This is a genomic window from Streptomyces sp. NPDC048182, from assembly GCF_043202555.1.
Lineage (GTDB): Bacteria > Actinomycetota > Actinomycetes > Streptomycetales > Streptomycetaceae > Streptomyces.
On the sequence record NZ_JBIDAQ010000015.1, the window covers coordinates 22,236 to 45,746 of the forward strand.

Annotated in this window: 23 protein-coding genes and 1 pseudogene; 14 read left to right on the forward strand and 10 right to left on the reverse strand. The window is 75.1% G+C overall.

Annotated features, from left to right (window positions below; translation table 11 throughout):
* Window positions 1–24 precede the first annotated feature (24 nt).
* Window positions 25–2,280, forward strand: coding sequence for an FUSC family protein (locus ACGFZL_RS25700; RefSeq protein ID WP_393695115.1), 2,256 nt, complete (start codon window positions 25–27; stop codon window positions 2,278–2,280).
* A 6-nt stretch (window positions 2,281–2,286) separates the two neighbouring features.
* Here the strand turns inward: ACGFZL_RS25700 and ACGFZL_RS25705 are convergent, their stop codons facing one another.
* The 5 genes from ACGFZL_RS25705 to ACGFZL_RS25725 form a co-directional block, all read right to left on the reverse strand.
* Window positions 2,287–2,721 (reverse strand): hypothetical protein, encoded by a 435-nt coding sequence (locus ACGFZL_RS25705; RefSeq protein ID WP_355175641.1) that lies wholly within the window; start codon window positions 2,719–2,721, stop codon window positions 2,287–2,289.
* 29 nt (window positions 2,722–2,750) lie between these two features.
* Window positions 2,751–3,575 (reverse strand): DUF1206 domain-containing protein, encoded by an 825-nt coding sequence (locus ACGFZL_RS25710; RefSeq protein WP_393695118.1) that lies wholly within the window; start codon window positions 3,573–3,575, stop codon window positions 2,751–2,753.
* 178 nt (window positions 3,576–3,753) lie between these two features.
* Window positions 3,754–4,023, reverse strand: coding sequence for a DUF5133 domain-containing protein (locus tag ACGFZL_RS25715; protein WP_355175643.1), 270 nt, complete (start codon window positions 4,021–4,023; stop codon window positions 3,754–3,756).
* A gap of 76 nt (window positions 4,024–4,099) precedes the next feature.
* On the reverse strand, window positions 4,100–4,972 hold the full coding sequence (locus ACGFZL_RS25720; protein ID WP_355175644.1) for a SigB/SigF/SigG family RNA polymerase sigma factor: 873 nt from the start codon (window positions 4,970–4,972) through the stop codon (window positions 4,100–4,102).
* Window positions 4,973–5,151: 179 nt separating this feature from the next.
* Entirely contained in the window at window positions 5,152–5,577 is a 426-nt protein-coding gene (locus ACGFZL_RS25725) for an ATP-binding protein (protein WP_355175645.1), read from the reverse strand.
* A 178-nt stretch (window positions 5,578–5,755) separates the two neighbouring features.
* Here ACGFZL_RS25725 and ACGFZL_RS25730 point away from each other — a divergent pair, with 178 nt between their 5' ends.
* Window positions 5,756–5,974 carry a hypothetical protein gene (locus ACGFZL_RS25730; protein ID WP_393695121.1) on the forward strand — a complete coding sequence of 73 codons (219 nt, stop codon included), beginning with the start codon at window positions 5,756–5,758 and terminating at the stop codon, window positions 5,972–5,974.
* A gap of 269 nt (window positions 5,975–6,243) precedes the next feature.
* Window positions 6,244–6,702 (forward strand): cyclic nucleotide-binding domain-containing protein, encoded by a 459-nt coding sequence (locus tag ACGFZL_RS25735; RefSeq protein ID WP_393695123.1) that lies wholly within the window; start codon window positions 6,244–6,246, stop codon window positions 6,700–6,702.
* Between the two features lie 9 nt (window positions 6,703–6,711).
* Here ACGFZL_RS25735 and ACGFZL_RS25740 read toward each other — a convergent pair whose 3' ends face one another.
* Both ACGFZL_RS25740 and ACGFZL_RS25745 read right to left on the reverse strand, forming a co-directional pair.
* Window positions 6,712–8,019, reverse strand: coding sequence for an MFS transporter (locus tag ACGFZL_RS25740; RefSeq protein ID WP_355175648.1), 1,308 nt, complete (start codon window positions 8,017–8,019; stop codon window positions 6,712–6,714).
* A 69-nt stretch (window positions 8,020–8,088) separates the two neighbouring features.
* Window positions 8,089–8,706: a LysE/ArgO family amino acid transporter gene (locus ACGFZL_RS25745; protein WP_393695125.1), complete on the reverse strand. Its 618-nt coding sequence runs from the start codon at window positions 8,704–8,706 to the stop codon at window positions 8,089–8,091.
* Between the two features lie 66 nt (window positions 8,707–8,772).
* Between ACGFZL_RS25745 and ACGFZL_RS25750 the strand changes: the two genes are divergently transcribed.
* The 3 genes and pseudogenes from ACGFZL_RS25750 to ACGFZL_RS25760 form a co-directional block, all read left to right on the forward strand.
* Window positions 8,773–9,678 carry a LysR family transcriptional regulator ArgP gene (locus ACGFZL_RS25750; RefSeq protein ID WP_393695127.1) on the forward strand — a complete coding sequence of 302 codons (906 nt, stop codon included), beginning with the start codon at window positions 8,773–8,775 and terminating at the stop codon, window positions 9,676–9,678.
* Window positions 9,679–9,859: 181 nt separating this feature from the next.
* Window positions 9,860–10,117 (forward strand): WhiB family transcriptional regulator, encoded by a 258-nt coding sequence (locus tag ACGFZL_RS25755; protein WP_355175651.1) that lies wholly within the window; start codon window positions 9,860–9,862, stop codon window positions 10,115–10,117.
* Window positions 10,118–10,134: 17 nt separating this feature from the next.
* Window positions 10,135–10,239: pseudogene (locus ACGFZL_RS25760) on the forward strand (DUF488 family protein); the annotation flags it as partial.
* A gap of 62 nt (window positions 10,240–10,301) precedes the next feature.
* Here the strand turns inward: ACGFZL_RS25760 and ACGFZL_RS25765 are convergent.
* The gene (locus ACGFZL_RS25765; protein WP_393695130.1) at window positions 10,302–11,975 is read right to left on the reverse strand and encodes an FAD-binding dehydrogenase; all 1,674 of its coding nucleotides are present in this window, start codon (window positions 11,973–11,975) and stop codon (window positions 10,302–10,304) included.
* 13 nt (window positions 11,976–11,988) lie between these two features.
* The gene (locus ACGFZL_RS25770) at window positions 11,989–12,612 is read right to left on the reverse strand and encodes a TetR/AcrR family transcriptional regulator (RefSeq protein ID WP_393695132.1); all 624 of its coding nucleotides are present in this window, start codon (window positions 12,610–12,612) and stop codon (window positions 11,989–11,991) included.
* A gap of 113 nt (window positions 12,613–12,725) precedes the next feature.
* Between ACGFZL_RS25770 and ACGFZL_RS25775 the strand changes: the two genes are divergently transcribed.
* The 3 genes from ACGFZL_RS25775 to ACGFZL_RS25785 all read left to right on the forward strand — a co-directional run bounded on the left by ACGFZL_RS25775 (window position 12,726) and on the right by ACGFZL_RS25785 (window position 15,460).
* Complete coding sequence (locus tag ACGFZL_RS25775) at window positions 12,726–13,355, forward strand: alpha-ketoglutarate-dependent dioxygenase AlkB (RefSeq protein ID WP_393695134.1); 630 nt, start codon at window positions 12,726–12,728, stop codon at window positions 13,353–13,355.
* Window positions 13,356–13,440: 85 nt separating this feature from the next.
* Window positions 13,441–14,196: an MBL fold metallo-hydrolase gene (locus ACGFZL_RS25780; protein WP_393695136.1), complete on the forward strand. Its 756-nt coding sequence runs from the start codon at window positions 13,441–13,443 to the stop codon at window positions 14,194–14,196.
* 22 nt (window positions 14,197–14,218) lie between these two features.
* Window positions 14,219–15,460: a DUF4032 domain-containing protein gene (locus ACGFZL_RS25785; RefSeq protein ID WP_393695138.1), complete on the forward strand. Its 1,242-nt coding sequence runs from the start codon at window positions 14,219–14,221 to the stop codon at window positions 15,458–15,460.
* Window positions 15,461–15,466: 6 nt separating this feature from the next.
* On the opposite strand, the gene ACGFZL_RS25790 is transcribed toward ACGFZL_RS25785, so the two are convergent.
* Window positions 15,467–16,345 (reverse strand): universal stress protein, encoded by an 879-nt coding sequence (locus ACGFZL_RS25790; RefSeq protein ID WP_393695140.1) that lies wholly within the window; start codon window positions 16,343–16,345, stop codon window positions 15,467–15,469.
* A 60-nt stretch (window positions 16,346–16,405) separates the two neighbouring features.
* Between ACGFZL_RS25790 and ACGFZL_RS25795 the strand changes: the two genes are divergently transcribed.
* From ACGFZL_RS25795 to ACGFZL_RS25815, 5 genes are all read left to right on the forward strand, one after another.
* Window positions 16,406–16,762, forward strand: coding sequence for a VOC family protein (locus ACGFZL_RS25795; protein WP_393695142.1), 357 nt, complete (start codon window positions 16,406–16,408; stop codon window positions 16,760–16,762).
* Window positions 16,763–16,856: 94 nt separating this feature from the next.
* On the forward strand, window positions 16,857–18,533 hold the full coding sequence (locus ACGFZL_RS25800) for an FAD-dependent oxidoreductase (protein WP_393695144.1): 1,677 nt from the start codon (window positions 16,857–16,859) through the stop codon (window positions 18,531–18,533).
* Entirely contained in the window at window positions 18,530–20,014 is a 1,485-nt protein-coding gene (locus tag ACGFZL_RS25805; protein ID WP_393695146.1) for an ATP-binding protein, read from the forward strand. The genes ACGFZL_RS25800 and ACGFZL_RS25805 overlap by 4 nt, the downstream gene beginning before the upstream one ends.
* On the forward strand, window positions 20,011–20,364 hold the full coding sequence (locus ACGFZL_RS25810) for a UBP-type zinc finger domain-containing protein (RefSeq protein WP_355175661.1): 354 nt from the start codon (window positions 20,011–20,013) through the stop codon (window positions 20,362–20,364). Before ACGFZL_RS25805 ends, ACGFZL_RS25810 begins: the two co-directional genes overlap by 4 nt.
* 57 nt (window positions 20,365–20,421) lie before the next feature.
* Window positions 20,422–23,406: an AAA family ATPase gene (locus ACGFZL_RS25815; protein WP_393695148.1), complete on the forward strand. Its 2,985-nt coding sequence runs from the start codon at window positions 20,422–20,424 to the stop codon at window positions 23,404–23,406.
* The last annotated feature ends 105 nt before the right edge of the window (window positions 23,407–23,511 follow it).

Consider the following 23,511-nt stretch of genomic DNA (forward strand, 5'->3'; position numbering starts at 1 on the left):
CGGAGCGGGAGGGTGTACGGCGGCGTGAGGGCAGTGGGGCGCTCGGTGCGGACACGGCTGCGGGATCGGGTCGCCGCGTCCGATCCCGGTCTGCTGCGGCTGACGGCGGGGCTGCGGACGGTCGGCGCCATCGCGCTGGCCCTCGCGGTGCTCGCCCTGGCGGTCGGGGCCGACGTCACCCATCTGGTGGCCGGCGCGATGGCGGCGATGGTCGCCACCTTCGCCATCCGCGAGAAGCAGCCCGGCCGGCAGGCCGTCACCCTGGCCCTGGGCCTGCCGGTGGCGCTGGCGTCGGTGTCGCTGAGCGCGCTGCTGAACTCGCGGGTGGTCGTCGGCGACGCCTTCTTCGTGGTGCTGATCTTCTGCGCCGTCTACGGCCGCCGGTTCGGCGACCGGGGCACGGCACTGGGCCTGATCGGCTTCCAGGTCTACTTCATCTCCCTGTTCGTGGGCGTCAAGGTGTCCGCGCTGCCGGCGCTGTGGGAGGCCGTCGCGGTGGCGTTCGCGTGCAGCGCGGTGGTCCGCTTCGCGGTGGTGCCGGCCACGCCGGCCGGCGTGCTGCAACGGCTGCGCCAAGCCTTCCGGGCCCGGCTCGGGCAACTGGTCTCGGCGCAGATCGAGCTGCTCGACGCGGGCCCCGACGAGGTCGGCCGGGCGCTGGCCCACCTCAGGGACGGCACGGCGCGGCTGCACGAGACGGCGCTGATGATCCAGTCCCGGCTCGACGAGGGCACGCCCGACCCGGCGACGGCACGGCTGGTGCAGCGCCGGGTGGCGGACGCGGAGATCGCCGCGGAGCGGCTCGGTCTGCTGCTGCTGACGGCACGGAGCGCCGAGCGTGCCGACACCCTGACCCTGCACCTGCCGGGCGCCCCCGTGCCCGCCGTGCGCCGCCCGTCCGGCTCCGGCGAGGCGGGGGCGCTGCTGCGCCGCGACCTCGTCGCGCTGCGCGCCCTGGTGATGAGGCCGCCCGCGGAGGCCAGGGGCACGGCGCTGTCCCAGCTGCGCAACCGGCTGCTCGGCTACCGGGACGAGGAGAACCTGCCCGAGGCCCCGCCGGCCGTCCAGGACGCCTTCCGCGGCGTGGGCGAGACCGCGCGGGCGGTGATGGGCCTGCGCACCGCGCTCGACGGGCCGCAGGACGAGTCGGACGACACCCCGGCGACGGCCCGCTCCCGCGAGGAACTGGACGCCGAGGACGCGGCGATCGAGGCGGAGGCCGCCGAGCCGGGCGCCGAGGAGGAGGAGCAGACCGGGCTGCGCCGGCCGACCACGCGGGCGGCCGTGCAGGTGGCCGTCGGGTCCTCGCTGGCCATCGTCGGCGGGGAGCTGCTGTCCTCGCAGCGCTGGTACTGGGCGGTGCTCACCTGCTGGATCGTCTTCATCAACACCACGTCGACCGGGGAGATCCTGGTCAAGGGCTACCGGCGGCTGCTCGGCACGATGCTCGGCGTGGTGGCGGGCATCGTGCTGGCCGGGCTGGTCGGCAACCACACCTGGACGGCGTTCGCCCTGGTGCTGCTCCTCGTCTTCGCGATGTTCTACTCGGCGCCGCTGTCGTACACGCTGATGTCCTTCTTCGTCACGGCGATGCTCGGGCTGCTGTACACCCTGCTGCACACCTACAGCCTGGCCGTCCTGGTGCTACGGATCGAGGAGACGGCGCTCGGCGCGGCCTGCGGGATCATCGCCGCGGCGCTGGTGCTGCCGATCCACACCGACCGGCGGACCAACGAACTCCTCGAGACCGTGCTGGAGCGGTTGACGGACGTCACCGAGGGCGCGGTGGACCAGCTGAGCGGCGGGTACGCGGCGGATCTGCTGGACAAGGCACGCGATCTGGACCAGGCGCTCGGCGATCTGCGGGCGGCCACCCAGCCGCTCACCCATCCGATCACGCCGCTGCGGGCCCGGCGGGACAGCGCGCGGTACGTGGTGGCGCTCCTGGAGACCTGCGCGTACCACGCCAGGTCGCTGGCGGCGACGGCCGAGCTGCTGCCCACCCATCCCTCGATCGCGGCCGACCCGCGGCTGCGCGGGGCGGTGCGGCGCACGGTGCGCAACATCGGGGCGATCTCCGCCCGCGTCGCCGACGAGCACGCCGGGACGCGGGTGGAGACGGGGCCGAGCATCGCCTCGCTGCTCGGCCACGACACCGCCGGGGTGCCGCGGTACGGCAGGATCACCGACCGGGTGCTGCGGCACCTGGAGCGACTGGACGAGGCGGTGACGGGCCTGGCCCGGCCGCTGGACGTGCCGGTCGAGGCCCCGGGATCGTAGCGGAGCCTAGAAGTCGGTGGGCAGGCCGCTGGCCTCGGCGATGCCGCGGAGTTCCTCGTTCTGGAGGTGGCGTTCCTTGAGGAAGTCGGCGATCTCGCCGAGGCGGTCGGGGTCGGAGGCGGTGACGGCGTCGGTGACGACCCGTACGGGGCCCGTCTCGTCGGTGCTGATCTCGACCACCTCGTTGTCGAGCCGTCCGGTGACGGCGGTGGCGATGACCAGGGCGGCCTCGTCGCGGATCTCTTGCGGCAGGGCCTCGGCGCTGTCGCCGTCCAGGGAGAAGTCGATGGTGGGCATCTGCTGTTCGTCGATGGCCTGGAGGACCGGTTCCACCACGCTGAGCAGCAGCTGGTAGTCGTGGCTCTCCATGCGGACACGGAGCAGGTCGAGGTAGACGTCCACGGGACGTCCGTCCGGCGGAGGAATCTCGTGTTCGTTCATGCGCCCCCGTGTTCCCCGTGTGGCGCGGCTCAGACCCGCCGCCAGCGGGCGAGGGCGAAGGAGAACACCCCGAACAGGGCCAGACCTGCGGCGATGACCACGAGCAACCAGGGCCCGAGGGGGGTGCCGGCGAAGGAGCGCAGGGTGTCGTCGAGCCCCTTGGCCTCCTTCGGGTCGAACTCGATCGCGGCCTTGACGGCGAAGACGCCGGCCGCGGCGAACACGGCCCCGCGGGCCGTTCCCCCGCCGACGCCGGTGACGTCCACCAGCTGCCTGGCCCGGTGGCTCAGCTCGGTGAGCTTGAGCTTCTTGTGGTAGTTGCGGCGGATCGCCTGGACGGCGATGACGACGCCGGCGACGACGATGCCCGCGCCCACGAGTCCCACCAGCCACTGGCCGGCCGGTGCGTCCATCACCCGGGCGCTGACGTCCCGGGACTGCTTGTCGCTCGAGCCGCTGCCGCTGCCCTTGTCACCGGCCGCGAAGGACAGCACGGAGTACGCCACGAAGGCGTAGAAGACGAAGCGGGCGGCGGCCGGCAGGCGCTTCTTGGCCTTGTGGCCGTCCTTGCCGACCGCGCCGAACAGGGCCTCGGACAGGCGCCACAGGGCCATGCCGACGAGGCCGAGGCCGAGCGCCCAGAGCATGGCGGCGCCGAGCGGCTTGTCGGCCAGCGCGGCCAGGGCGCCGCCCCGGTCGGCCTGCTTGCCGCCGTCGCCGAAGGCGACCTGGAGGGCCAGGACGCCGACCAGCAGATAGATGACGCCGCGTGCGGTGAGTCCGGCCCGGGCCGCCCACTCGCGGGCCGACCCGTTGGCCGCCTGCCTGACCCGGCCGCGGTTTGTGTGTGTCATGACACGTGCGTTCACGTGGACCTCCCCTTCCCGGACAGCGGATGCCCCCGCAGGTGCGCCGCACACCAGGCGCACGGGGGCGTACGGGCCCGGACGGTGCGCGGGCAGACGTCTGCCCGCGCACCGTCACGCGGTGCACGGGCAGCGTCACCCACCGGTTCCCGTCGGCCGGTGCGGGTCAGTCCGCGACGGCCATGGCGCCCGCGGTCGCCGGGGCCGGCGCGCCCACCGGCGCCGGCACGGTCACCGGAGCGGCGGCGGCGAGCCAGCGGCGGGCGGCGTCCAGGGCGCGACCCACGTCGCGGGTGCCGGTCGACACGCACAGCGTGTACGCGAGGTCCCGCACGCGGGGGCTCGGCCGGCCCGCGGCGTCGACGGGCTCGGTCAGCGCGGCGGCCTCGTACTCGTCCACGAGCCGGCGCAGTACGGCGGGACTGGGCATCAGCATCTTTCTCGTCCTCCCTGTGGCAACACGGTGGTCAACCCGGCCGGCGCGCCCTCCCCCGGGCCGCCGGACGCCGGGGTCAGTCCTGGGTGGCGCGGCCGGTGTCCCGGCGGCCCGCCCGCTGGTCCAGCGCCTCGTCGCGCACCCGGGCGCAACTGCGGCTGATCAGCCGGGAGACGTGCATCTGGGAGATGCCCAGACGGTCGGCTATCCGGCTCTGCGTCATGTCCTCGAAGAAGCGCATGTAGAGGATGGCCCGCTCGCGCTCGGGCAGCCGGCGCAGGCCCTCCTTGGCGGACTCCCGGTCGATCACCACGTCGTAGGAGCCGTCCGCCGCGCCGAGCGTGTCGGCCAGGCTGTACCCGTCGTCGCCGGCGGACAGCTCGGCGTCCAGGGACAGCGTGCTGAAGCTCTCCAGGGCCTCCATCCCGGCGCCGACCTCGTCCTCGGTCAGTCCGGTGTGGGCGGCGAGGTCGGCCACGGTCGGCTCGGGGCTGCCCGGGCTCTGGGTCAGCTCGCGCCGGGCGACGCGCACCTTGTTGCGCAGTTCCTGGACGCGGCGGGGCACCCGCAGGGCCCACATCCGGTCCCGGAAGTGCCGCTTGACCTCGCCGGTGATGGTGGGCACGGCGTAGCTCTCGAAGGCGCCGCGCTCGGGGTCGAAGCGGTCCACGGCCTTGACCAGGCCGAGCGCCGCGACCTGGCGGAGGTCCTCGATGGACTCGCCGCGGTCGCGGAAGCGGCCGGCGATGCGGTGGGCCATCGGCAGCCAGGCGGCGACCAGTTCGTCACGGAGCGCGTCGCGCTCGGGACCGTCCTCCAGGGCGGCCAGGCGGCCGAAGAGGGCCATGGTGTCCGGGGCGTCGTCATGGCGGCGGCGGGCGGACGCGGTGGTGGCGTCGGTGGGCTCGTGGGGGGTACCGGGACGGGCGGTGGGTGTTTCTGTGAGCATGCGGATTCGCTCCTGAACGGTGGTCTCAGGGGAACATTCCGCGGGAGCGGCATCCTCCGGGTGACGCCACCCGGAGACCGAAGCGGTCATGCCGCTCCCGCTGCTGCGCCTCCGGTCCGAAGCACGACCATGCGACTGCCCCCGACCCGGTGGGTCAAACTCCGCTTTCCCGAAAGTACTCAGAACAGCGGAACGACCACGGTGATGCACTTGCCTCCGGCGGGCAGATCGGCCACGCGGACGTCGCGCGCCAGCCGGCACACGATGGGCCAGCCCCGGCCGCCCACCCGGCGCCGTCCCTGAGGGTCGGTCGAGGGCAGGGCGACGGGGAGGTCCCGGCTGCGGTCGCTGACGGAGAGGCGCAGGGCCGGGCCGTCGACGTCGACGCGGAAGTCGGTGAGGCCGCCGCCGTGCAGGATGGCGTTGCTGGTCAGCTCGGAGGCGACGAGCACCGCGTCCGACAGGGCGAGGGGGTCGCACGGCGGGCCGCCGCCGGCCCCGCGGTGCTCGCCGACCGCGCGTTCCACGGCCCGGCGCGCCTCCGCGGGCCTGCGGGGCCTGCGCGGCCGCTCGGCGACGGTCGGGGTCGGGTGGCTGTACGACATCCGTCGGCTCCCTGGGTCGGTGGGACGGAGTGGCTCCGCCGGGCCCGCGCCGGACGCCCGCCGCGGGTCTGCTTACTTTCGGCTGACCTGTCCGGTATTCCGCAAACCTGTGCCGCCCGCCGTCCCTTCGTGTGGCCCAACGGCCATCCCGGCGCCCGGCGCGGGGTATGTGGACCGTATGAGCGAAGTCGTGGACTCGGACGAACTGCTGCGCCGCATGCACCGCGCCCGCTCCTGCGCGGCCGAGCAGGAGCGGACCTGGCGGGCGCGGACGGAGGAACTGCGCGCGACGGACCCGGACGCCTCCCGGGACGCCTCCGTGCGGACGGTGGCCTACGAGGCGGTGCTGCGGGTGCTGGACGAGATCCTCACGCCGGGGCGGCACTCCGAGGGGTGAGACGGATCACGTGGGCGGGCGGTGGTTTCACGGAACGGGCGGACGTGGTTTAACGTTCATCCATAACGTGGCGACGGGGTCGATACGGCTCCTCCGTCCGCCACCGCTTACGGCCCTGGCTGGCTTCCCCCGTCCAGCCAGGGCTCTTTCACGCCCCGCTTCATGCCCCGCCGAGGTGCCTCGCGGGCCGCGGGGGGCTCCAATGGGCGTAGGGCGTGCGCGCCCCAGGGAAAGCACCGGGTCCGGTCCCCCGCGGTGAGGAGCCCGCCATGACCAAAGCGATCAAGCTGCTGACCGCCCTCCCCCCGCCCCAGCGCGCCCGCCTGACGGCGCTGGCCCGGGAGGTCTCCTTCCCGGAGGACGAGCGGATCTTCGCGGCGGGCGCCCGGGCCGACCGCTTCTGGGTGGTCCGCTCCGGCGCGGTCTCGCTGACCCAGGAGGTGACCCCGGTGCAGCGGGTCACCGTCGCCAGCCTGGGCGCCGGCGACCTGCTCGGCTGGTCGTGGCTCTTCCCGCCCTACGAGTGGGACTTCGGCGCGGAGGCCTTCAGCCCGGTGCGCGCCTACGAGTTCGAGGCGACCTCGGTGCTGGCCCTGTGCGAGGAGGACCCGCAGCTCGGCGTCGTGCTGGTCCGCTCGGTCGCCGAGATCCTGGCCCACCGCCTGGAGACCACCCGCGGGCGCCTGATGGAGCACTACGCCCTGCACGGCCGGGGCGGTTCGCTGTAGCCGCCCGGCTCAGACGCGGTAGCGGCGCAGCGCCGGCGTCGCCGCCGCGAGGGCCAGCATCACCACGACGACCAGCGCGCCACCGCCCGCCGCCGCCTCGCGCGCGCCGAAGGCCGAGCCCGCCGTGCCGTGCAGGACGTCGGCGAGCCGCGGGCCGCCGGCGACGACGACGGTGAAGACGCCCTGCATCCGGCCGCGCATCTCGTCGGTCGCCGCCGACAGCAGGATCGCGCCCCGGAAGACCATGGAGACCATGTCGGCGACACCGGCCACCGCCAGGAACGCCACCGCGAGCCACAGGCTGCCGCTCAGCCCGAAGCCGGCCACGGCCGCGCCCCAGACCACCACCGCGCCGATCACCATCCAGCCGTGCCGCCGCGCCCGCGAGAAGGTGCCGGAGAACAGCCCGCCGGCCACCGCGCCGACGGGGATCGCCGCGAACAGCAGCCCGAGCGCGAGCCCCTCGCCCCACGGCGCGTACGTCTCCGCGGCGAGCTGCGGGAACAGGGCGCGGGGCATGCCGAACACCATGGCGACGATGTCGGCCAGGAAAGACAGCAGCAGCACCTTGTGCGCGGCGATGTAGCGGAAGCCGGCCACCACCTCGCGCACCCCTGCCCGCCGGGCCGCCGTCCCCGTCGGCGGCAGCGCGGGCAGCCGGAAGACCGCCCAGACCGTCACGCACAGGGCCACCGCGTCGATGAGGTACAGCTCACCCAGGCCGATGACCGGGATCAGCGCGCCGGCCAGGAGCGGCCCGACGATCTGGCCGGTCTGCATCACGGTCGAGCCCAGCGCGTTGGCGGCGGGCAGCTGCTCGGCGGGCACCAGACGGGCGATGGAGGCGCTGCGGGCCGGCGCGTTCAGGCCCCAGAAGGCCTGCTGGAGGGCGAGCAGCACCATCAGCACCGCCACCGAGCCGAGGCCGGCCACGGCCTGGGCCCAGAACAGCAGCGAGGTCACCGCGATGCCGGTGTTGGTGATCAGCAGCAGCTTGCGCCGGTCCATCGCGTCGGCGACCGCACCGCCCCACAACGCGAAGACGATCAGCGGCAGCAGCCCGGCCAGGCTGGCGGCGCCGACCCAGGCCGAGGAGCCGGTGATGTCGTAGATCTGCTTGGGCACGGCGACCGCGGTCAGCTGGCTGCCGACGGCCGTGACGACGGTGGAGGACCACAGCCTGCGGTAGGCGGGGATGCGCAGCGGGCGGGTGTCCATGCCCCAGTGCCGCCAGCCGCGCCGCCGGCCCTCGTCCGGGGCGGGGGCCTCGGCCCGGAGTCCCTTGCCGCTGCTCTCGCTCGTCTCGCTGGTGTCCACGCGCTTCCTACATGCTCGATACATCTTTCGACTGCGACGTCCCACTATCGCAGCTCGGGCATGCCCACCTCACGCGCCGGCGACCAGCGTCACACCGAGCACGATCATCGTGGCGGCGACCAGGCCGTCCAGGATCCGCCAGGCGGCCGGCCGGGACAGGAAGCGCCCGAGGAAGCGCGCGCCGAACCCGAGCGCGGCGAACCAGCACAGGCTGGCGCAGGCCGCGCCGAGGCCGAAGGTCCAGCGCAGCGGCCCCCGGTCGGCGGCGACGGAGCCGAGCAGGAAGACGGTGTCGAGGTAGACGTGCGGGTTGAGCCAGGTCAGCGCCAGGCAGGCGAGCACCGCCCGGCGCCGCGACCCGGCCGCCTCACCCTCGGCCCGCAGCGCACCCCCGGCCGGCCGCAGCGCCCGCCGGGCGGCGAGGGCGCCGTAGCAGAGCAGGAAGGCGCCGCCGATCCAGCCGACCGCGGTCACCAGGCCCGGCCAGGCCACCACCACCGCCCCGACCCCGGCGACGCCCGCGGCGATGAGCACGACGTCGGACAGGGCGCAGATGCCGACCACCGCGAGGACGGCGTCGCGGCGGGCGCCCTGGCGCAGGACGAAGGCGTTCTGGGCGCCGATGGCGACGATGAGCGAGAGGCCGGTGCCGAAGCCGGCGGCCGCGGCGGACAGGGCGTTGGTCATGGCCTCGACGCTACGGCGGCGATCACTGGACGTACAGCTAAGGATTCTTACGTATCCTTAGCGCTCGTGAACACGACGGCGCTCGCGGACCTCCCCCTCGACCAGGTGCGCACCCTCCTCGCGGTGGTGGACGAGGGCACCTTCGAGGCGGCCGCCGCCCTGCTGCACCTGACGCCCTCCGCGGTCAGCCAGCGGGTGAAGGCCCTGGAGCAGCGCACCGGCCGGGTGCTGCTGCTGCGCACCAAGCCGGTACGGCCGACGGAGTCGGGGGTGGTGCTGGTGCGGCTGGCCCGGCAGATCGCCCGCCTGGAGCGGGACGCCTTCGCCGACCTGGGTCTGACCGGCGCCGGCGAACCGACCCGGGTGTCCGTCGCCGTCAACGCCGACTCGCTGGCCACCTGGTTCCTGACCGCGCTCTCCCTCGTGCCCGAGGAGTTGTCGCTCTGCTTCGAGCTGCGCCGCGAGGACGAGGCGCACACCGCGGCCCTGCTGCGGGAGGGCGCGGTGATGGCGGCCGTCACCTCCTCGCCGGAACCGGTCCCGGGCTGCTCGGCGCGGCTGCTGGGCCGGATGCGGTATCTGCCGTGCGCCGCCCCGCGGTTCGCGGCGGAGCGGCTGGCCGGCCCGCTCGCCGAGGTGCTCCCGGCGGCGCCGGTGGTGGTCTTCGACCGGCGGGACGATCTGCAGGACGGCTTCGTGCGCGGGCTCGGCGCGGGCGGCGCGAGCGCGACCCGGCACCACGTGCCGGCCTCGGAGGGGTTCGTGGCGGCCGTCGCGGCCGGCCTGGGCTGGGGCATGGTGCCCGCACCGCAGGCGACGCCGCTGCTGGAGACGGGCCGCCTCACCCTGTTCGCCCCGGACCGGCCGGTGGACGTCCCGCTCTACTGGCAGCAGTGGAAGCTCGACTCCCCGGCCCTGGCCGCGGTCGCCGAGGCGGTCGTGACGGCGGCGGGCGGGGTGTTGCGGCCGTAGCGCGCACGGCGTGGAGGAGGTGGATGAGGTGCGGGGGAAACGGAGGGATCGCGCCAGGGCACCCCTCGAATCTCCGTCCGCCGGTTTGATCCCGCCCTAGGCCGGTGACACGACACCGTGCAACCCGAAGCAGTGACCGCAGTGTTGAAGCGCGACCGATTCGATCGCAGGTGACATCAGCATGGACAACTGGCGTGAGCACGCCGCGTGCCGCACGGAGGACCCGGACCTGTTCTTCCCGATCGGCACCACCGGACCCGCTCTGTTGCAGACCGAGCAGGCCAAGGCGGTCTGCCGCGGCTGCCCGGTCCAGGAGACCTGCCTGGAGTGGGCGATGGAGTCCGGGCAGACCCTCGGCGTCTGGGGCGGGACCAGTGAGGACGAGCGTCGGGCGCTCAAGCGCCGCCGCACGACCGCCGCCCGGCGCGGCGCGGGCTGAGGCGGGACGGAGCGGCCGTGCGCGTACGCGTGCGCCGCGTCTACGACCCGCCAAGGGAGGACGACGGGGCGCGGGTGCTGGTGGACCGGCTGTGGCCCCGAGGTGTGTCGAAGGACCCGGCGCACAGCCACGCCGCCGTGCTGCTCGGGCTGCTCGACGGGGCCTGAGCGGCCGGCCGCAGCGGTCAGCCGGTCTGCGCGGCCGCCGCCCGCCCCGCCGCTCGGCCGGAGAACAGGCAGCCGCCGAGGAAGGTGCCCTCGAGGGCGTTGTACCCGTGCACTCCCCCGCCGCCGAAGCCGGCCACCTCGCCGGCCGCGTACAGGCCCTCCACCGGCGTGCCGTCGGCGCCCAGGGCGCGGGAGTCGAGGTCGGTCTGGATGCCGCCGAGCGTCTTGCGGGTCAGGACGTGCAGCTTGACGCCGATCAGCGGGCCGGCCGCCGGGTCGAGCAGCCGGTGCGGCGTGGCGACCCGGCCGAGCCGGTCGCCGAGATAGCGGCGGGCGTTGCGGATGCCCTGGACCTGGGCGTCCTTGGCGTAGGGGTTGGCCAACTGGAGGTCACGGGCCTCGATCTGGCGCCGCAGGGCGGCGGCGTCCAGGAGCGGCTTCTCGGTGAGGCCGTTCATCTTCTCCACCAGGGCTTCGAGACCGGGGGCGGTCACGAAGTCGGCGCCCTCGCGCAGGAAGGCGTCCACCGGGGCGGGGGCGCCCTTGCCGAGGACCCGCTCGCGCAGCACCCCGGCCTTGTCCTTGGCGGTGATGTCCGGGTTCTGCTCGGAGCCGGAGAGCGCGAACTCCTTCTCGATGATCTTCCGGGTGAGGACGAACCAGGAGTGGTCGTGCTCCGCCAGACCCTCCGCGGTGCGCAGATGGCGCAGGGTGCTGAGCGTGTCGTAGCCGGGCAGGCAGGGCTCGGGCAGGCGGCGGCCGAGGGCGTCGAACCACATGGAAGAGGGCCCGGGCAGGATGCGAATGCCGTGGCCCGGCCAGATCGCGTCCCAGTTGCGCACGCCCTCGGTGTAGTGCCACATCCGGTCGCGGTTGACCAGCCGGGCCCCGGCCTCGGCGCCGATGTCGAGCATCCGCCCGTCGACGTAGGCGGGGACGCCGGTGACCATGTGGGCGGGCGGGGTGCCCAAGCGCTCGGGCCAGTGGCGGCGGACGATGTCGTGGTCGGCGCCGATGCCGCCGGAAGTGACGATCACGGCCTGCGCGGTCAGCTCGAACTCGCCCACCGCCTCGCGGTTCGAGGGGACGCCGCGGGGCGCGGAGTCCGGCGCGAGGAGGGTGCCGCGCACGCCGCGGGCGGTGCCGCCCTCGACGACCAGGTGGTCGACGCGGTGGCGGTGGTGGAAGGTGAGCAGCCCGTCGCGGGCCGCCTGGCGGGCGTAGCGCACGAAGGGCTCGACCACGCCGGTGCCGGTGCCCCAGGCGACGTGGAAGCGGGGCACCGAGTTGCCGTGCCCCGCGGCCCGGAGGTCGCCTCGCTCGGCCCAGCCGACGGTGGGCACGAAGGTGATGCCGTGCCCGTTCAGCCAGGACCGCTTCTCCCCCGCCGCGAACTCGACGTACGCCCGGGCCCAGCGCACCGCCCAGGAGTCCTCGTCGGCGAGGCGGTCGAAGGCGGCGCTGCCCTGCCAGTCGTTCCAGGCCAGGTCGAAGGAGTCCTTGACGCCGAGGCGCCGCTGCTCCGGGGAGTCGACCAGGAACAGCCCGCCGAAGGACCAGAAGGCCTGCCCGCCGAGGTTGGCGGCGTTCTCCTGGTCGACCAGGGCGACCCGGCGGCCCCGGCTGGTCAGTTCGTGCGCCGCGACCAGGCCCGACAGGCCCGCTCCGACCACGATGACGTCGGCGTCCATGGTGATGGTCCCTTCACTCGGCTCGTTCGGTTCGTGCGTCCGGCACGCGGCCCGCGCCGGCTTCGGGCAGCAGCGCGCCGAGCAGCTGCCGCAGCCAGGCGCGGGCGCGGCCGGCGTCCTGGTCGAGGAGCAGTTGGACGGTCACGCCGTCGTAGGCGGCGACCACCGCGTGCGCCGCGTCCTCGACGCCGCCGAGGCCGGCCCGGGCCAGCCGCTCGGCGACGGCCTCGCGCAGCCGGGCCCGGTGCGCCAGGAGGGTGCGGGCGACGTCCGGGCGGCGGGCGGCGTGGGTCAGGAAGTCCGTCTTGACCAGCAGCCAGTCCCGGTCCATGAGCAGCACCTCGGTGACGCGGTCCACGGCGGCGGCCAGGTCCAGCTCCGGGCCGTCCAGGGCGAGGGCGCCGGAGACCTGGCCGGCGATCAGGTCGGCGCGCTCGCGGTAGAGGGCGAAGAACAGCTCGTCCAGGCTGGCGAAGTTGGAGTAGAAGGCACCCCGGGTGTAGCCGGCGGCCTGGCAGACCTCCTCGATCGAGACCCGCCCGAAGCCCTTGGCGGCGAACACGGCGAAAGCGGCCTCCAGGAGGTCCGCGCGGGTGCGGACACGGCGCTTGGTCACGCGTCCCGTCGTCGTCGCCATCCCACCGCCTCCGCCCCGCTCATCGGATACGCGAACGTATCGGATGCATCGCCGCATCGGAAGAGGCGGCACAGCATTAGAACGGGTTTTCGAATCGGGAGTACGCTGGCCTCATGACCACGCACCTTCAGGGCTCGCTCTTCGACCAGGCCGACCGGACCCGGCTCGGGCCGCTCGACGGGCTGCGCCGCACGGTGCTGGGTTCCGGGGCCTGGATCGACGTGCTCCCCGGCTGGCTGAGCGGCGCCGACGCGCTGTTCGAGCGGCTGGCCGCCGAGGTGCCCTGGCGCGCGGAGCGGCGGGCGATGTACGACAAGGTGGTCGACGTGCCCCGGCTGCTCGCCTTCTACGGCGCGGCGGACCCGCTGCCCGACCCGCTCCTCGACGAGGCCCGCGACGCGCTCTCCGCGCACTACGCCGGGGAGCTGGGCGAGCCGTTCACCACGGCCGGGCTGTGCCTGTACCGCGACGGCCGGGACAGCGTCGCCTGGCACGGCGACCGGAGCGGGCGCGGCGCGCGGCAGGACACCATGGTCGCCATCCTCTCCGTGGGCGCGCCCCGGGACCTGCTGCTGCGCCCGGCCGGCGGGTCCGGGGCGACGGTTCGCCGCTCGCTGGGCCACGGCGACCTGATCGTGATGGGCGGCTCCTGCCAGCGCACCTGGGAGCACTGCGTCCCGAAGTCCAGCCGCGCCGGGGGCCCCCGCGTCAGCGTCCAGTTCCGGCCGCGCGGCGTGCGCTGATCACGTGCCCGGCTCACATGATCGGCCCATGTGATTGGCTCTGCCCCGGGCCGCCACCCGACGGCGGCCGGGGAGCGGAGGAACGATGCGGGCGGACGTACGGCAGGTCGCGGACGGCACCTACCTGGTGCACGGCGGCGACACCAACTGGGTGATCCTCACCGACGGTGACGCGGTGACCCTGGTGGACACCGGCTATCCGGGCGACCGGGCGCTGCTCCTGGACTCCCTGGCGGCGGTGGGCAGCGCCCCGGAGGCGGTGGCGGCGGTGCTGGTCACCCACGCCCACAACGACCACCTCGGCTCGGCGGAGTACCTGCGCGCCGCCCACGGCACACCGGTCCTGCTGCACGAGGCGGAGGTGCCGCACGCCCGCCGGGAGTATCTCCAGCAGGTGTCCGTGCCCACCGTCGCCCGCAACGCCTGGCGGCCCGGTGTCCTGCCCTGGATCCTGCGCGCGGTGCGCAACGGCGGCACCGAGCAGCACCCGGTGACCGCCCCGGCCCCCTTCCCGGCCGCAGGACCCGACGGCGCCCTCGACCTGCCCGGCCGCCCCGTCCCGGTGCCCACCCCCGGCCACACCGACGGGCACTGCGCCTACCACCTGCCGGCCACCGGCGTGGTGGTCTCCGGGGACGCCCTGGTCACCGGGCACCCGACGTCGCGCCGGCGCGGCCCGCAGCTGCTGCCCGACATGTTCCACCACGAGCGGGCCCGCGCGACCGCCTCCCTCGACGTCCTGGCCGGTCTGGAGGGCGACGTCCTGCTGCCGGGGCACGGGCCGGTCCACCGGGGCCCGGTGGCGACGGCCGCCGCGACGGCCCGGGACCGGGCGCGCTGAACGGGCGTTCTAGAGTCGGGCCATGGCCTTGCAGATCAGCGCCACCAACCCGGAGCACCCCGCGCTCCTGCTCGCCCTGCCCTGGCAGCTGCCGCTGGAGGAGTGGCCCGAGGAGTACCTCGTGCCGCTGCCCCGCGGCATCTCCCGGCACGTGGTGCGCTACGCCCGGGCCGGCGAGGAGATCATCGCCGTCAAGGAGCTGGCCGAGCGGCCCGCGAAGCGCGAGTACGAGCTGCTGCGCGACCTGGACCGGCTCGGCATCCCGGCGGTGGACCCCCTCGGCGTGGTCACCGGCCGCACCGACGCGGCCGGCGGGCCGCTGGAGCCGGTACTGATCACCCGGCACCTCGGCGGCTCGATGCCGTACCGGTCGATGTTCGAGACGACGCTGCGCCCGGCGACCATGCACCGGCTGATGGACGCCCTGGCGGTGCTGCTCGTCCGGCTGCACCTGGCCGGGTTCGCCTGGGGCGACTGCTCGCTCTCCAACACCCTCTTCCGGCGCGACGCGGGCGCCTACGCCGCTTACCTGGTCGACGCCGAGACCGGGGAGCTGCACCCGGCGCTGAGCACCGGGCAGCGGGAGTACGACCTCGACCTGGCCCGGGTCAACATCAGCGGCGAGCTGCTCGACCTGGAGGCGTCCGGGGCGCTGCACCCCTCGGTCGACCCGATCGACTTCGGCACCGAGATAGCCGCCCGCTACCGGCGGCTCTGGGAGGAGCTGACCCGCACCTCCGTCTATCCGGCGGGCAAGTACCACTACATCGAACGCCGGATCCGCCGCCTCAACGACCTCGGCTTCGACGTCGCCGAGATGCAGATCGAGCACGCGGCGGGCGGCGACACCGTGACCTTCGTCCCCAAGGTGGTCGACGCGGGGCACCACCAGCGCCAGCTGCTGCGGCTGACCGGCCTGGACGCCGAGGAGAACCAGGCCCGGCGGCTGCTGACCGACCTGGAGAGCTGGATGGCCACCCAGGACGACTACGCCCCGGGCGGCCCGCCGCTCGGCGCCCGCCCCGAGGTGCTGGCCCACCGCTGGGTGCGGGAGGTGTTCCGGCCCACCGTGCGGGCGGTGCCGGCCGGGGCGCGCGGGGCGATGGACCCGGCCGAGATCTACCACGAGCTCCTCGAGCACCGCTGGTACCTCTCGGAGCGGGCCCAGCACGACATCGGCCTGGACACGGCGGTGGCGGACTTCGTCGCCCACGTCCTGCCCCGGCTCGCCCGGGACGCGCTCGAGCCCGAGGAGACCTCTTAGAAGGGGTCAGTCGTGCGGCACCACCGCCACCGGGCAGCGCGCGTGGTGCAGCACGCCGTGCGCCACCGAGCCGATCCGGGCGCCGACGGCCGTGCGGCGGGCCCGGCGGCCGACGACCAGGAGCTGCGCGCCGGCCGCCGCCGACAGCAGCACCTGGCCCGCGCTGCCCATCTCCACCTGCTCGACCACCGGGACGTCCGGGAAGCGCTCCCGCCAGGGCGCGAGGGCCGCGGCGAGCGCCTTGCGCTCGTACGGCTCCAACCCCCCGGCCTCGTCGGCCAGGCGCAGCGAGCCGGGGCTGTAGGCGAAGACCGGCGGCAGGGTCCAGGCCCGCACCGCGCGCACGGCGGCGCCGCGTGCGGCGGCGGCGCGGAAGGCGAAGCCGAGGGTGTCGGCGCTGTCGTCCGGCTCGCCCTGCTGGCCGACGACGATCTCCCTCCCGGCGGCCTCGGTCGCGGGCTCGTCGTCCGCGCGGACCAGGACCACGGGCCGGGGCGCCTCGGCGATGACCTGCTGGCCGACGGAGCCGAGCAGGAAGCCGACGACCGGGCCCTGCCCGCGCGAGCCGAGCACCAGCCGGTCGGCGTCGGCCGCCGCGCCGAGCAGGGCCGCGACGGTGTCGCCCTCCCGGATCTCGGTGGTCACCGTCAGCCCCGGGTGCCGCTCGCCGACGGCGCGTACCGCCTCGGCGAGCTGCTCCGCCAGGGCGGCCTCCCGGACCGCCCGCTCCCCCGGCTCCGCGTCGCCGTCCCGGGGCTCCTCGTACCGCCAGGCGTGCACCGCGTGCAGCGGTGCCCCGGCGCGAACCGCCTCCCGCGCGGCCCAGCCGAGGGCCGCCAGGCTCTCCTCCGATCCGTCCACCCCTGCCGTGATCGGGCGCGTCATCCCGGTCCTCCCTGAGTCGCGTTCCTGTCGTCGGCGCCCAGTCTTCACTACGCTGCGGTCATGACCTTGCGGTGGGAGCAACTGACCGTGGACGCGGCCGACCCGGTGGCCCTCGGGCGCTGGTGGACCGAGGCGCTCGGCTGGGTGGTGGTCGACGACGACACGGAGGAGTACGAGATCCGGCCGGCCCCCGACCGGCTGCCCGGGCTGCTGTTCATCCGGGTGCCGGAGGCCAAGTCGGTCAAGAACCGGCTGCACATCGACCTCCGCCCGGACGACCGGGACGCCGAGGTCGCCCGCCTGCTCGCGCTGGGCGCCCGCCGTGCCGACGTCGGGCAGGGCGAGCAGACGTGGGTGGTCCTGGCCGATCCCGAGGGCAACGAGTTCTGCGTGCTCAGCGGCCGGGCCGCCGACTGAGCGGGGCGCGCCGAACGCACATACGATGGGCGCGAGGCCGGTGCGGTGCCGGGGACGCCGGGCCGTGAACCCGGCCGTTCCACGTGGGGGACGTATGGCACAGCCCGCTGAGGCGACGCGGACCGTCATCATGACCGTGGACGACGACCCGGGGGTCTCCCGCGCCGTCGCCCGCGACCTCAGGCGCCGGTACGGCGCCTCGTACCGCATCGTCCGCGCGGAGTCCGGCGAGTCGGCCCTCGAGGCGCTGCGCGAGCTGAAGCTGCGCGGTGACCTGGTGGCGGTGCTCCTCGCCGACTACCGGATGCCGCAGATGAACGGCATCGAGTTCCTGGAGCAGGCGCTGGACGTGTACCCGGGCGCCCGGCGGGTGCTGCTGACAGCGTACGCGGACACCAACGCGGCGATCGACGCGATCAACGTGGTGGACCTGGACCACTACCTGCTCAAGCCCTGGGACCCGCCGGAGGAGAAGCTCTACCCGGTCCTGGACGACCTGCTCCAGGCCTGGCGCTCGGGCGACCACCGCCCGGTGCCCAGCACCAAGGTGGTCGGGCACCGCTGGTCGGCGCGGTCCTCGGAGGTCCGGGAGTTCCTGGCCCGCAACCAGGTGCCCTACCGCTGGTACTCCGCCGACGAGCCGGAGGGCCGGCGGCTGCTGACCGCCGCGGAGCAGGACGGGGCGCGGCTGCCGGTGGTGATCACCCCGGACGGCACCCCGATGGTGGAGCCGGAAGCCCCCGACCTCGCGGCGCGGGTCGGCCTGGCCACCACACCGGCGGCCGACTTCTACGACCTGGTCGTGATCGGCGGCGGCCCCGCCGGCCTCGGCGCCGCCGTGTACGGGGCGTCGGAGGGGCTGCGCACGGTGCTGGTGGAGCGGTCGGCCACCGGCGGGCAGGCCGGGCAGAGCAGCCGCATCGAGAACTACCTGGGCTTCCCCGACGGCGTCTCCGGCGGCCAGCTCACCGAGCGGGCCCGGCGGCAGGCGGCGAAGTTCGGCGCCGAGATCCTCACCGCCCGGGAGGTGACCGGCCTGGAGGCCAGTGGCGCGGCCCGCACGGTGCGCTTCTCGGACGGCTCGGCCGTCGCCGCGCACAGCGTGATCCTGGCGACCGGCGTGTCCTACCGGCAGCTGACCGCGCCCGGCACCGAGGACCTGACCGGCTGCGGCGTGTTCTACGGCTCGGCGCTGACCGAGGCCGCCGCCTGCCAGGACCACGACGTGTACATCGTCGGCGGCGCCAACTCGGCCGGGCAGGCGGCGATGTACCTGGCCAGGGGCGCGAAGTCGGTGACGCTGCTGGTGCGCGGGGAGTCGCTGGCGGCGTCGATGTCGCACTACCTGATCCAGCAGATCGAGGAGACGCCCAACATCCGGGTGCGCTGCGGCACCGTCGTGGATACCGCGCACGGCGACGGCCACCTGGAGCACCTGACCCTGCGCGACGCGGAGAGCGGCGCGAGCGAGCGCGTCGAGGCGCAGTGGCTGTTCGTGTTCATCGGCGCGGCCCCGCTCACCGACTGGCTGGACGGCACGGTGCTGCGGGACGAGCGCGGATTCATCCTGGCCGGCCCCGACCTCACGCCGGACGGCCGGCCGCCGGCCGACTGGGAGCTGGACCGGCCGCCGTACCACCTGGAGACCAGCGTGCCGGGCGTGTTCGTGGCGGGCGACGCCCGCGCGGAGTCCGCGAAGCGGGTCGCGTCCGCCGTCGGAGAGGGAGCCATGGCCGTGATGCTCGTCCACCGCTACCTGGAGCAGTCGTGAGCGGCCGGCCGATGCCGTGCAGCCCCGCCGAGATCGGGCGGCTGTTCCTGTTCGAGAAGCTCTCCCCCGAGCAGCTGGGCCGGCTCTGCGCCGAGGGCCGGGTGGAGCGGTTCGAGCCCGGCCCGGTGTACGCCGAGGGCGAGCCGGCCTCCTGCTTCTTCGTGATGATCGAGGGCACGGTGGTGCTCTTCCGCCGGGTCGGCGGCGACGACGTGGAGGTCACCCGCACCTCGCAGCCCGGGGTGTACGCCGGCTCGATGCAGGCGTACGTCGGCGACCGGGTGCCGCAGGTCTACAACAACTCGATGCGGGTGACGGAGCCGACCCGGTTCTTCGTGCTGCCCGCCGAGACGTTCGCGGCCGTGATGCGCGAGTGGTTCCCGATGGCCGTGCATCTGCTCGAGGGCCTGTTCTTCGGGTCGAAGAACACCCAGCAGGCCATCGGCCAGCGCGAGCGGCTGCTGGCCCTCGGCTCACTGTCGGCCGGGCTCACGCACGAGCTGAACAACCCGGCCGCCGCGGCCGTCCGGGCCACCGCCAGCCTGCGCGAGCGGGTGGCGAAGATGCGGCACAAGCTGGGCGTCATCTCCGAGGGCCCGTTCTCCCGGGAGGCGCTGGCCGGGCTGATCGAGATCCAGGAGCGCACCGCCGAGCGGGTCGCCAAGGCGCCGGTGCTCAGCCCGCTGGAGGCCGCCGACCGGGAGGACGCGCTCACCGACTGGCTGGAGGACCACGGCATCCAGCAGCCCTGGCAGCTGGCGCCGACCTTCGTGCAGGCCGGCCTGGACACCGACTGGCTGGACCAGGTGGCGGCGGCGGTGGACCAGGAGATCCTGCCGGGCGCGGTGGGCTGGCTGAACTACACGGTGGAGACCGAGCTGCTGATGGACGAGATCGCGGACTCCACCGCCCGCATCTCGCACCTGGTGGACGCCGCCAAGCAGTACTCCCAGCTCGACCGTGCCCCGTACCGGGTCGTCGACGTGCATGAACTCCTCGACAGCACCCTGCTGATGCTCTCCGCCAAGATCGGCCCCGGCATCCGGGTGGTCAAGGAGTACGACCGCACGGTGCCGGACGTGCCGGGGTACCCGGCGGAGCTGAACCAGGTGTGGACCAACCTGGTCGACAACGCGGTGGCCGCCATGCGGGACGGGGCGGGCCCGAACGGGGACGCTCCGGACGCCACGGGCACGCTGACCGTGCGGACCGCGCTGCGCCACGACCGGCTCCTGGTGGAGTTCCGGGACACCGGGCCCGGGGTGCCGCCGGAGATCCGGGGCCGCATCTTCGACCCGTTCTTCACCACCAAGCCGGTGGGCGAGGGGACCGGCCTCGGCCTGGACATCTCCTGGCGGATCGTGGTCGACAAGCACCACGGCACCCTCCAGGTCGACTCCGAGCCCGGGGACACCCGCTTCCAGGTCCTGCTCCCGCTCACCGCCGACCGGACTGCTTCCCCGAGTGAGGAGTCGGCATGACCAGCGACACCGGCATCGACCCCACCGCCGCGCCCAGCGGCACCGGCTGCGCCGAGTGCGACGCGTCCGGCGGCTGGTGGTTCCATCTACGGCGCTGCGCCGCCTGCGGCCACGTCGGCTGCTGCGACAGCTCACCGGGGCAGCACGCCACCGGCCACTTCCGGGCGACCGGGCACCCGGTGGTGCAGAGCTTCGAACCCGGCGAGGACTGGTTCTGGGACTTCACCAGCGAGGAGGTGGCGGACTCGGGGCCCGAACTGGCCCCGCCCGGCAGCCACCCGGCCGACCAGCCGACCCCCGGCCCCGCGGGCCGGGTGCCGGACGACTGGGCCCGGGCCCTGCGGGGCTGAGCGGCTCCCCCTCGGGCGCCGCCGGCCCCCCGGTCGGTGTCGGCGGCGCATGCCAGGATGGGCGACGTGCCAGAGATCTCGTTCACCAGTCCGCTCGTCGGACGCGCAGCCGAACTGACCCGCCTCACCGGCGTCCTGGAGCGGGCCCGGGGCGGCGAGGCCCGCGCGGTGCTGCTCGCCGGGGACGCGGGGGTGGGCAAGACCCGGACGCTGGACGAGATCACCGCGCGGGCCGCCGCGAGCGGGACCACGGTGCTCACCGGGCACTGCGTGGACCTGGGCGACGTCGGCCTGCCGTATCTGCCGTTCACCGAGATCCTCGGCGCGCTCGCCGCCGACCATCGGTTCGCGGCCGTCGTCGCCGGCCATCCGGTGGCCGAGCAGCTGCTCGGCGGGCGGACGGACGGGGACGTCACGGGGCGCGGCGGCGGCGAGGGCGGGCGGCTGCGGCTCTTCGAGTCGGTGGCCGCCCTGCTGGGCGAGCTGGCGGGCGTCGCCCCGCTGCTGCTCGTCCTGGAGGACCTGCACTGGGCCGACCAGTCCTCGCGCGATCTGCTGCGTTTCCTGCTCACCCGCGGCGCCCTCCAGCGCCCGACGGCCGGCGCGGCGGGGCCCCGCCTCGCGCTGTTCGCCTCCTACCGCACGGACGACCTGCACCGCCGGCACCCGCTGCGCCCGCTCCTCGCCGAGCTGGTGCGGCTGCCCGTGGTGGAGCGCCTGGAGCTGCGTCCGCTGCCCGACGCCGACGTGGCCCGGCTGGTGCGCGCCCAGCGGGAGACGCCGCTGCCGGACGCGACCGTGCGCCGGATCGTGGAGCGCGCCGAGGGCAACGCCTTCTACGCGGAGGAGCTGGTCGCGGCCACCGACAGCACACCGGACGGGGTGCCCAGCGCGCTGGCCGACGTGCTCCTGATCCGCTTCGAGCAGCTGTCGGAGACCGCGCAGCAGGTGCTGCGCACCGCCGCGGTCGCCGGCCGCCGGGTCGGGCACGACCTGCTGCGCGACGCCGTCGCCCTGCCCGAGGAGGAGCTGGAGACGGCACTGCGCGAGGCCGTGGGCCGGCAGCTCTTCGTCCCCGGTGACGGCGACACCTACACCTTCCGGCACGCGCTGGCCCGCGAGGCGGTCTACGCCGATCTGCTGCCCGGCGAACGGGCCCGGCTGCACGGCGCGTTCGCCCGGCTCCTCGCCGCCGGTGACCGCGGTCCCGGCAGCGCCGCCGAGCGCGCCCACCACTACCGCGAGAGCCACGATCTGCGGGAGGCGCTGGCCGCCTCCCTGGAGGCCGCCGACCACGCCCGGCGGGTCGGCGCCCCCGCCGAGGAGCTGCGGCACGTCGAGACGGCCCTGGAGCTGTGGTCGGCCGTCGACGCCGCCGCCCGGCCCGCGGGCGTCGCCCCCGTGACGCTCACCCTGCGCGCCTCGGCCGCCGCCGCGCACGCCGGCGAGCTGCACCGCGCGGTCGCCCTGACCCGGTCCGCGCTCGCGGGCCTCGGCCAGGACGCCGACCTGGAGCTGGCCGCCCGGGTCCGCTACACCCTGGCCGGCAACCTGCTCGGCGTCGACGACCTGCGGGCCGCGCTCACCCACAGTCGCGAGGCGCTGTCCCTGATCCCCGAGGAGCCGCCCTCCGCGACCTGGGTGTGGGCCGCCGCCACCTATGTGATGGCCACCGCCCGCCAGGCCGACCTGGTGCCAGGGGCGCTGCGGATCGGCCGCCGGGCCCTGAAGGCCGCCGAGGAACTGGGCGTCGAGGACGCCCGCGCCGACCTGCTGATCACCATGAACCGCCTGGACGGCACCAACCGGCGCACCCCGCTGGGCCGCGAGCGGCTGCGGGAGGCGCGGGACCTGGCGCGGCGGGCGGGCAACGCGCCGGTGGAAGTGCGCGCGCTCTTCAACCTCTCCCTCGGCTGCTTCGAGTCCGGCGACCTGGAGGAGTGCCTGGACTGGGCCGAGGAGGGCGTGGAGCGGGCCAGGCGCTTCGGGCTGCTGTCCGCGCCCTACCCGCTGGAGCTGCGCTACCTGCGGATGCTGGTGCAGTACACCCTGGGTCACTGGGACGCGTGCCTGCGGGAGGCCGGCGAGAGCGCCGCGAGCGCCGCCTCCCCGGCCGGTGCCTACCTCGTCGGACCCCGCCTGTACGTGACGCTCGCGCGCGGCGGCCTCGAGGCGGCCGAGCGGGCGGCCCTCGACCTGCTGGCGCAGCCCTTCGACTGGATGGGCACGCTGGTCGCGGGCGTGGTGCTCACCGACGCCGCCGGGCTGCGCGGGGACCCCGCCGAGGCCGTCGGCCGGGCGCGGTCGACCGTCGAGGCGCTCACCGACCCCGGGGGCGTGCCCGACGTGACGGTCCGGCTGACCGCGCTGGCCCTGGCGGCGGTCGCCGACGCCGCCGTACGGCTGCGCCTGGCCGGGGACGCGGTGGGCGCCGAGCGCTGGGCGCGGACGGCGACCGACCTCCTCGCCGGAGCGCGGGCCTCGGCGCGGGAGGGCGAGGCGGGGCTGGCGCAGGGCCCGGAGGGGCAGGCGTGGCTGGCCCGCGCGGAGGCGGAGTGGGCGCGGGCGGTGTCCGGGCCCGACCCGGCGGCCTGGGAGAAGGCGGTGGCCGGCTTCGCGTTCGGCGACGCCTACGAGCGGGCGCGGTGCCGGCTGCGGCTGGTGGAGGCGCTGCTGGCGGCGGACCGCGGCGAGGAGGCCGCCGCCGAGGCGGCCGAGGTGCGCCGGGAGGCCGACCGGCTCGGGGCCGCCCCGCTGCGTGAGCGCCTGGACGAGCTGGTGCGGCGCGACCGCCCGGCCGACCGCGCCCCGGGCTCCGACCGGGCGGCGGTGCTGACGGCCCGTGAGCGGGACGTCCTGCGGCTCCTCGCGCTGGGCCGCAGCAACCGGCAGATCGGCGAGGAGCTGTACATCAGCGCCAAGACGGCCAGCGTCCACGTCTCCAACATCCTCGCCAAGCTGGGTGCGGCCGGCCGCACGGAGGCCGTGGCGCTCGCCTACCGGCAGGGCCTGGTCGCCGCGGAACCCACGGCACGCGGCTGACCGCGGCCGGGAACCGCGCGCCGCCCGGCGGGCGTTCTCCCCGACACACCGCACACCCGCACGCCGTACGACCGCACCGCCGTACGACCGCACCTCCCGAGCGCC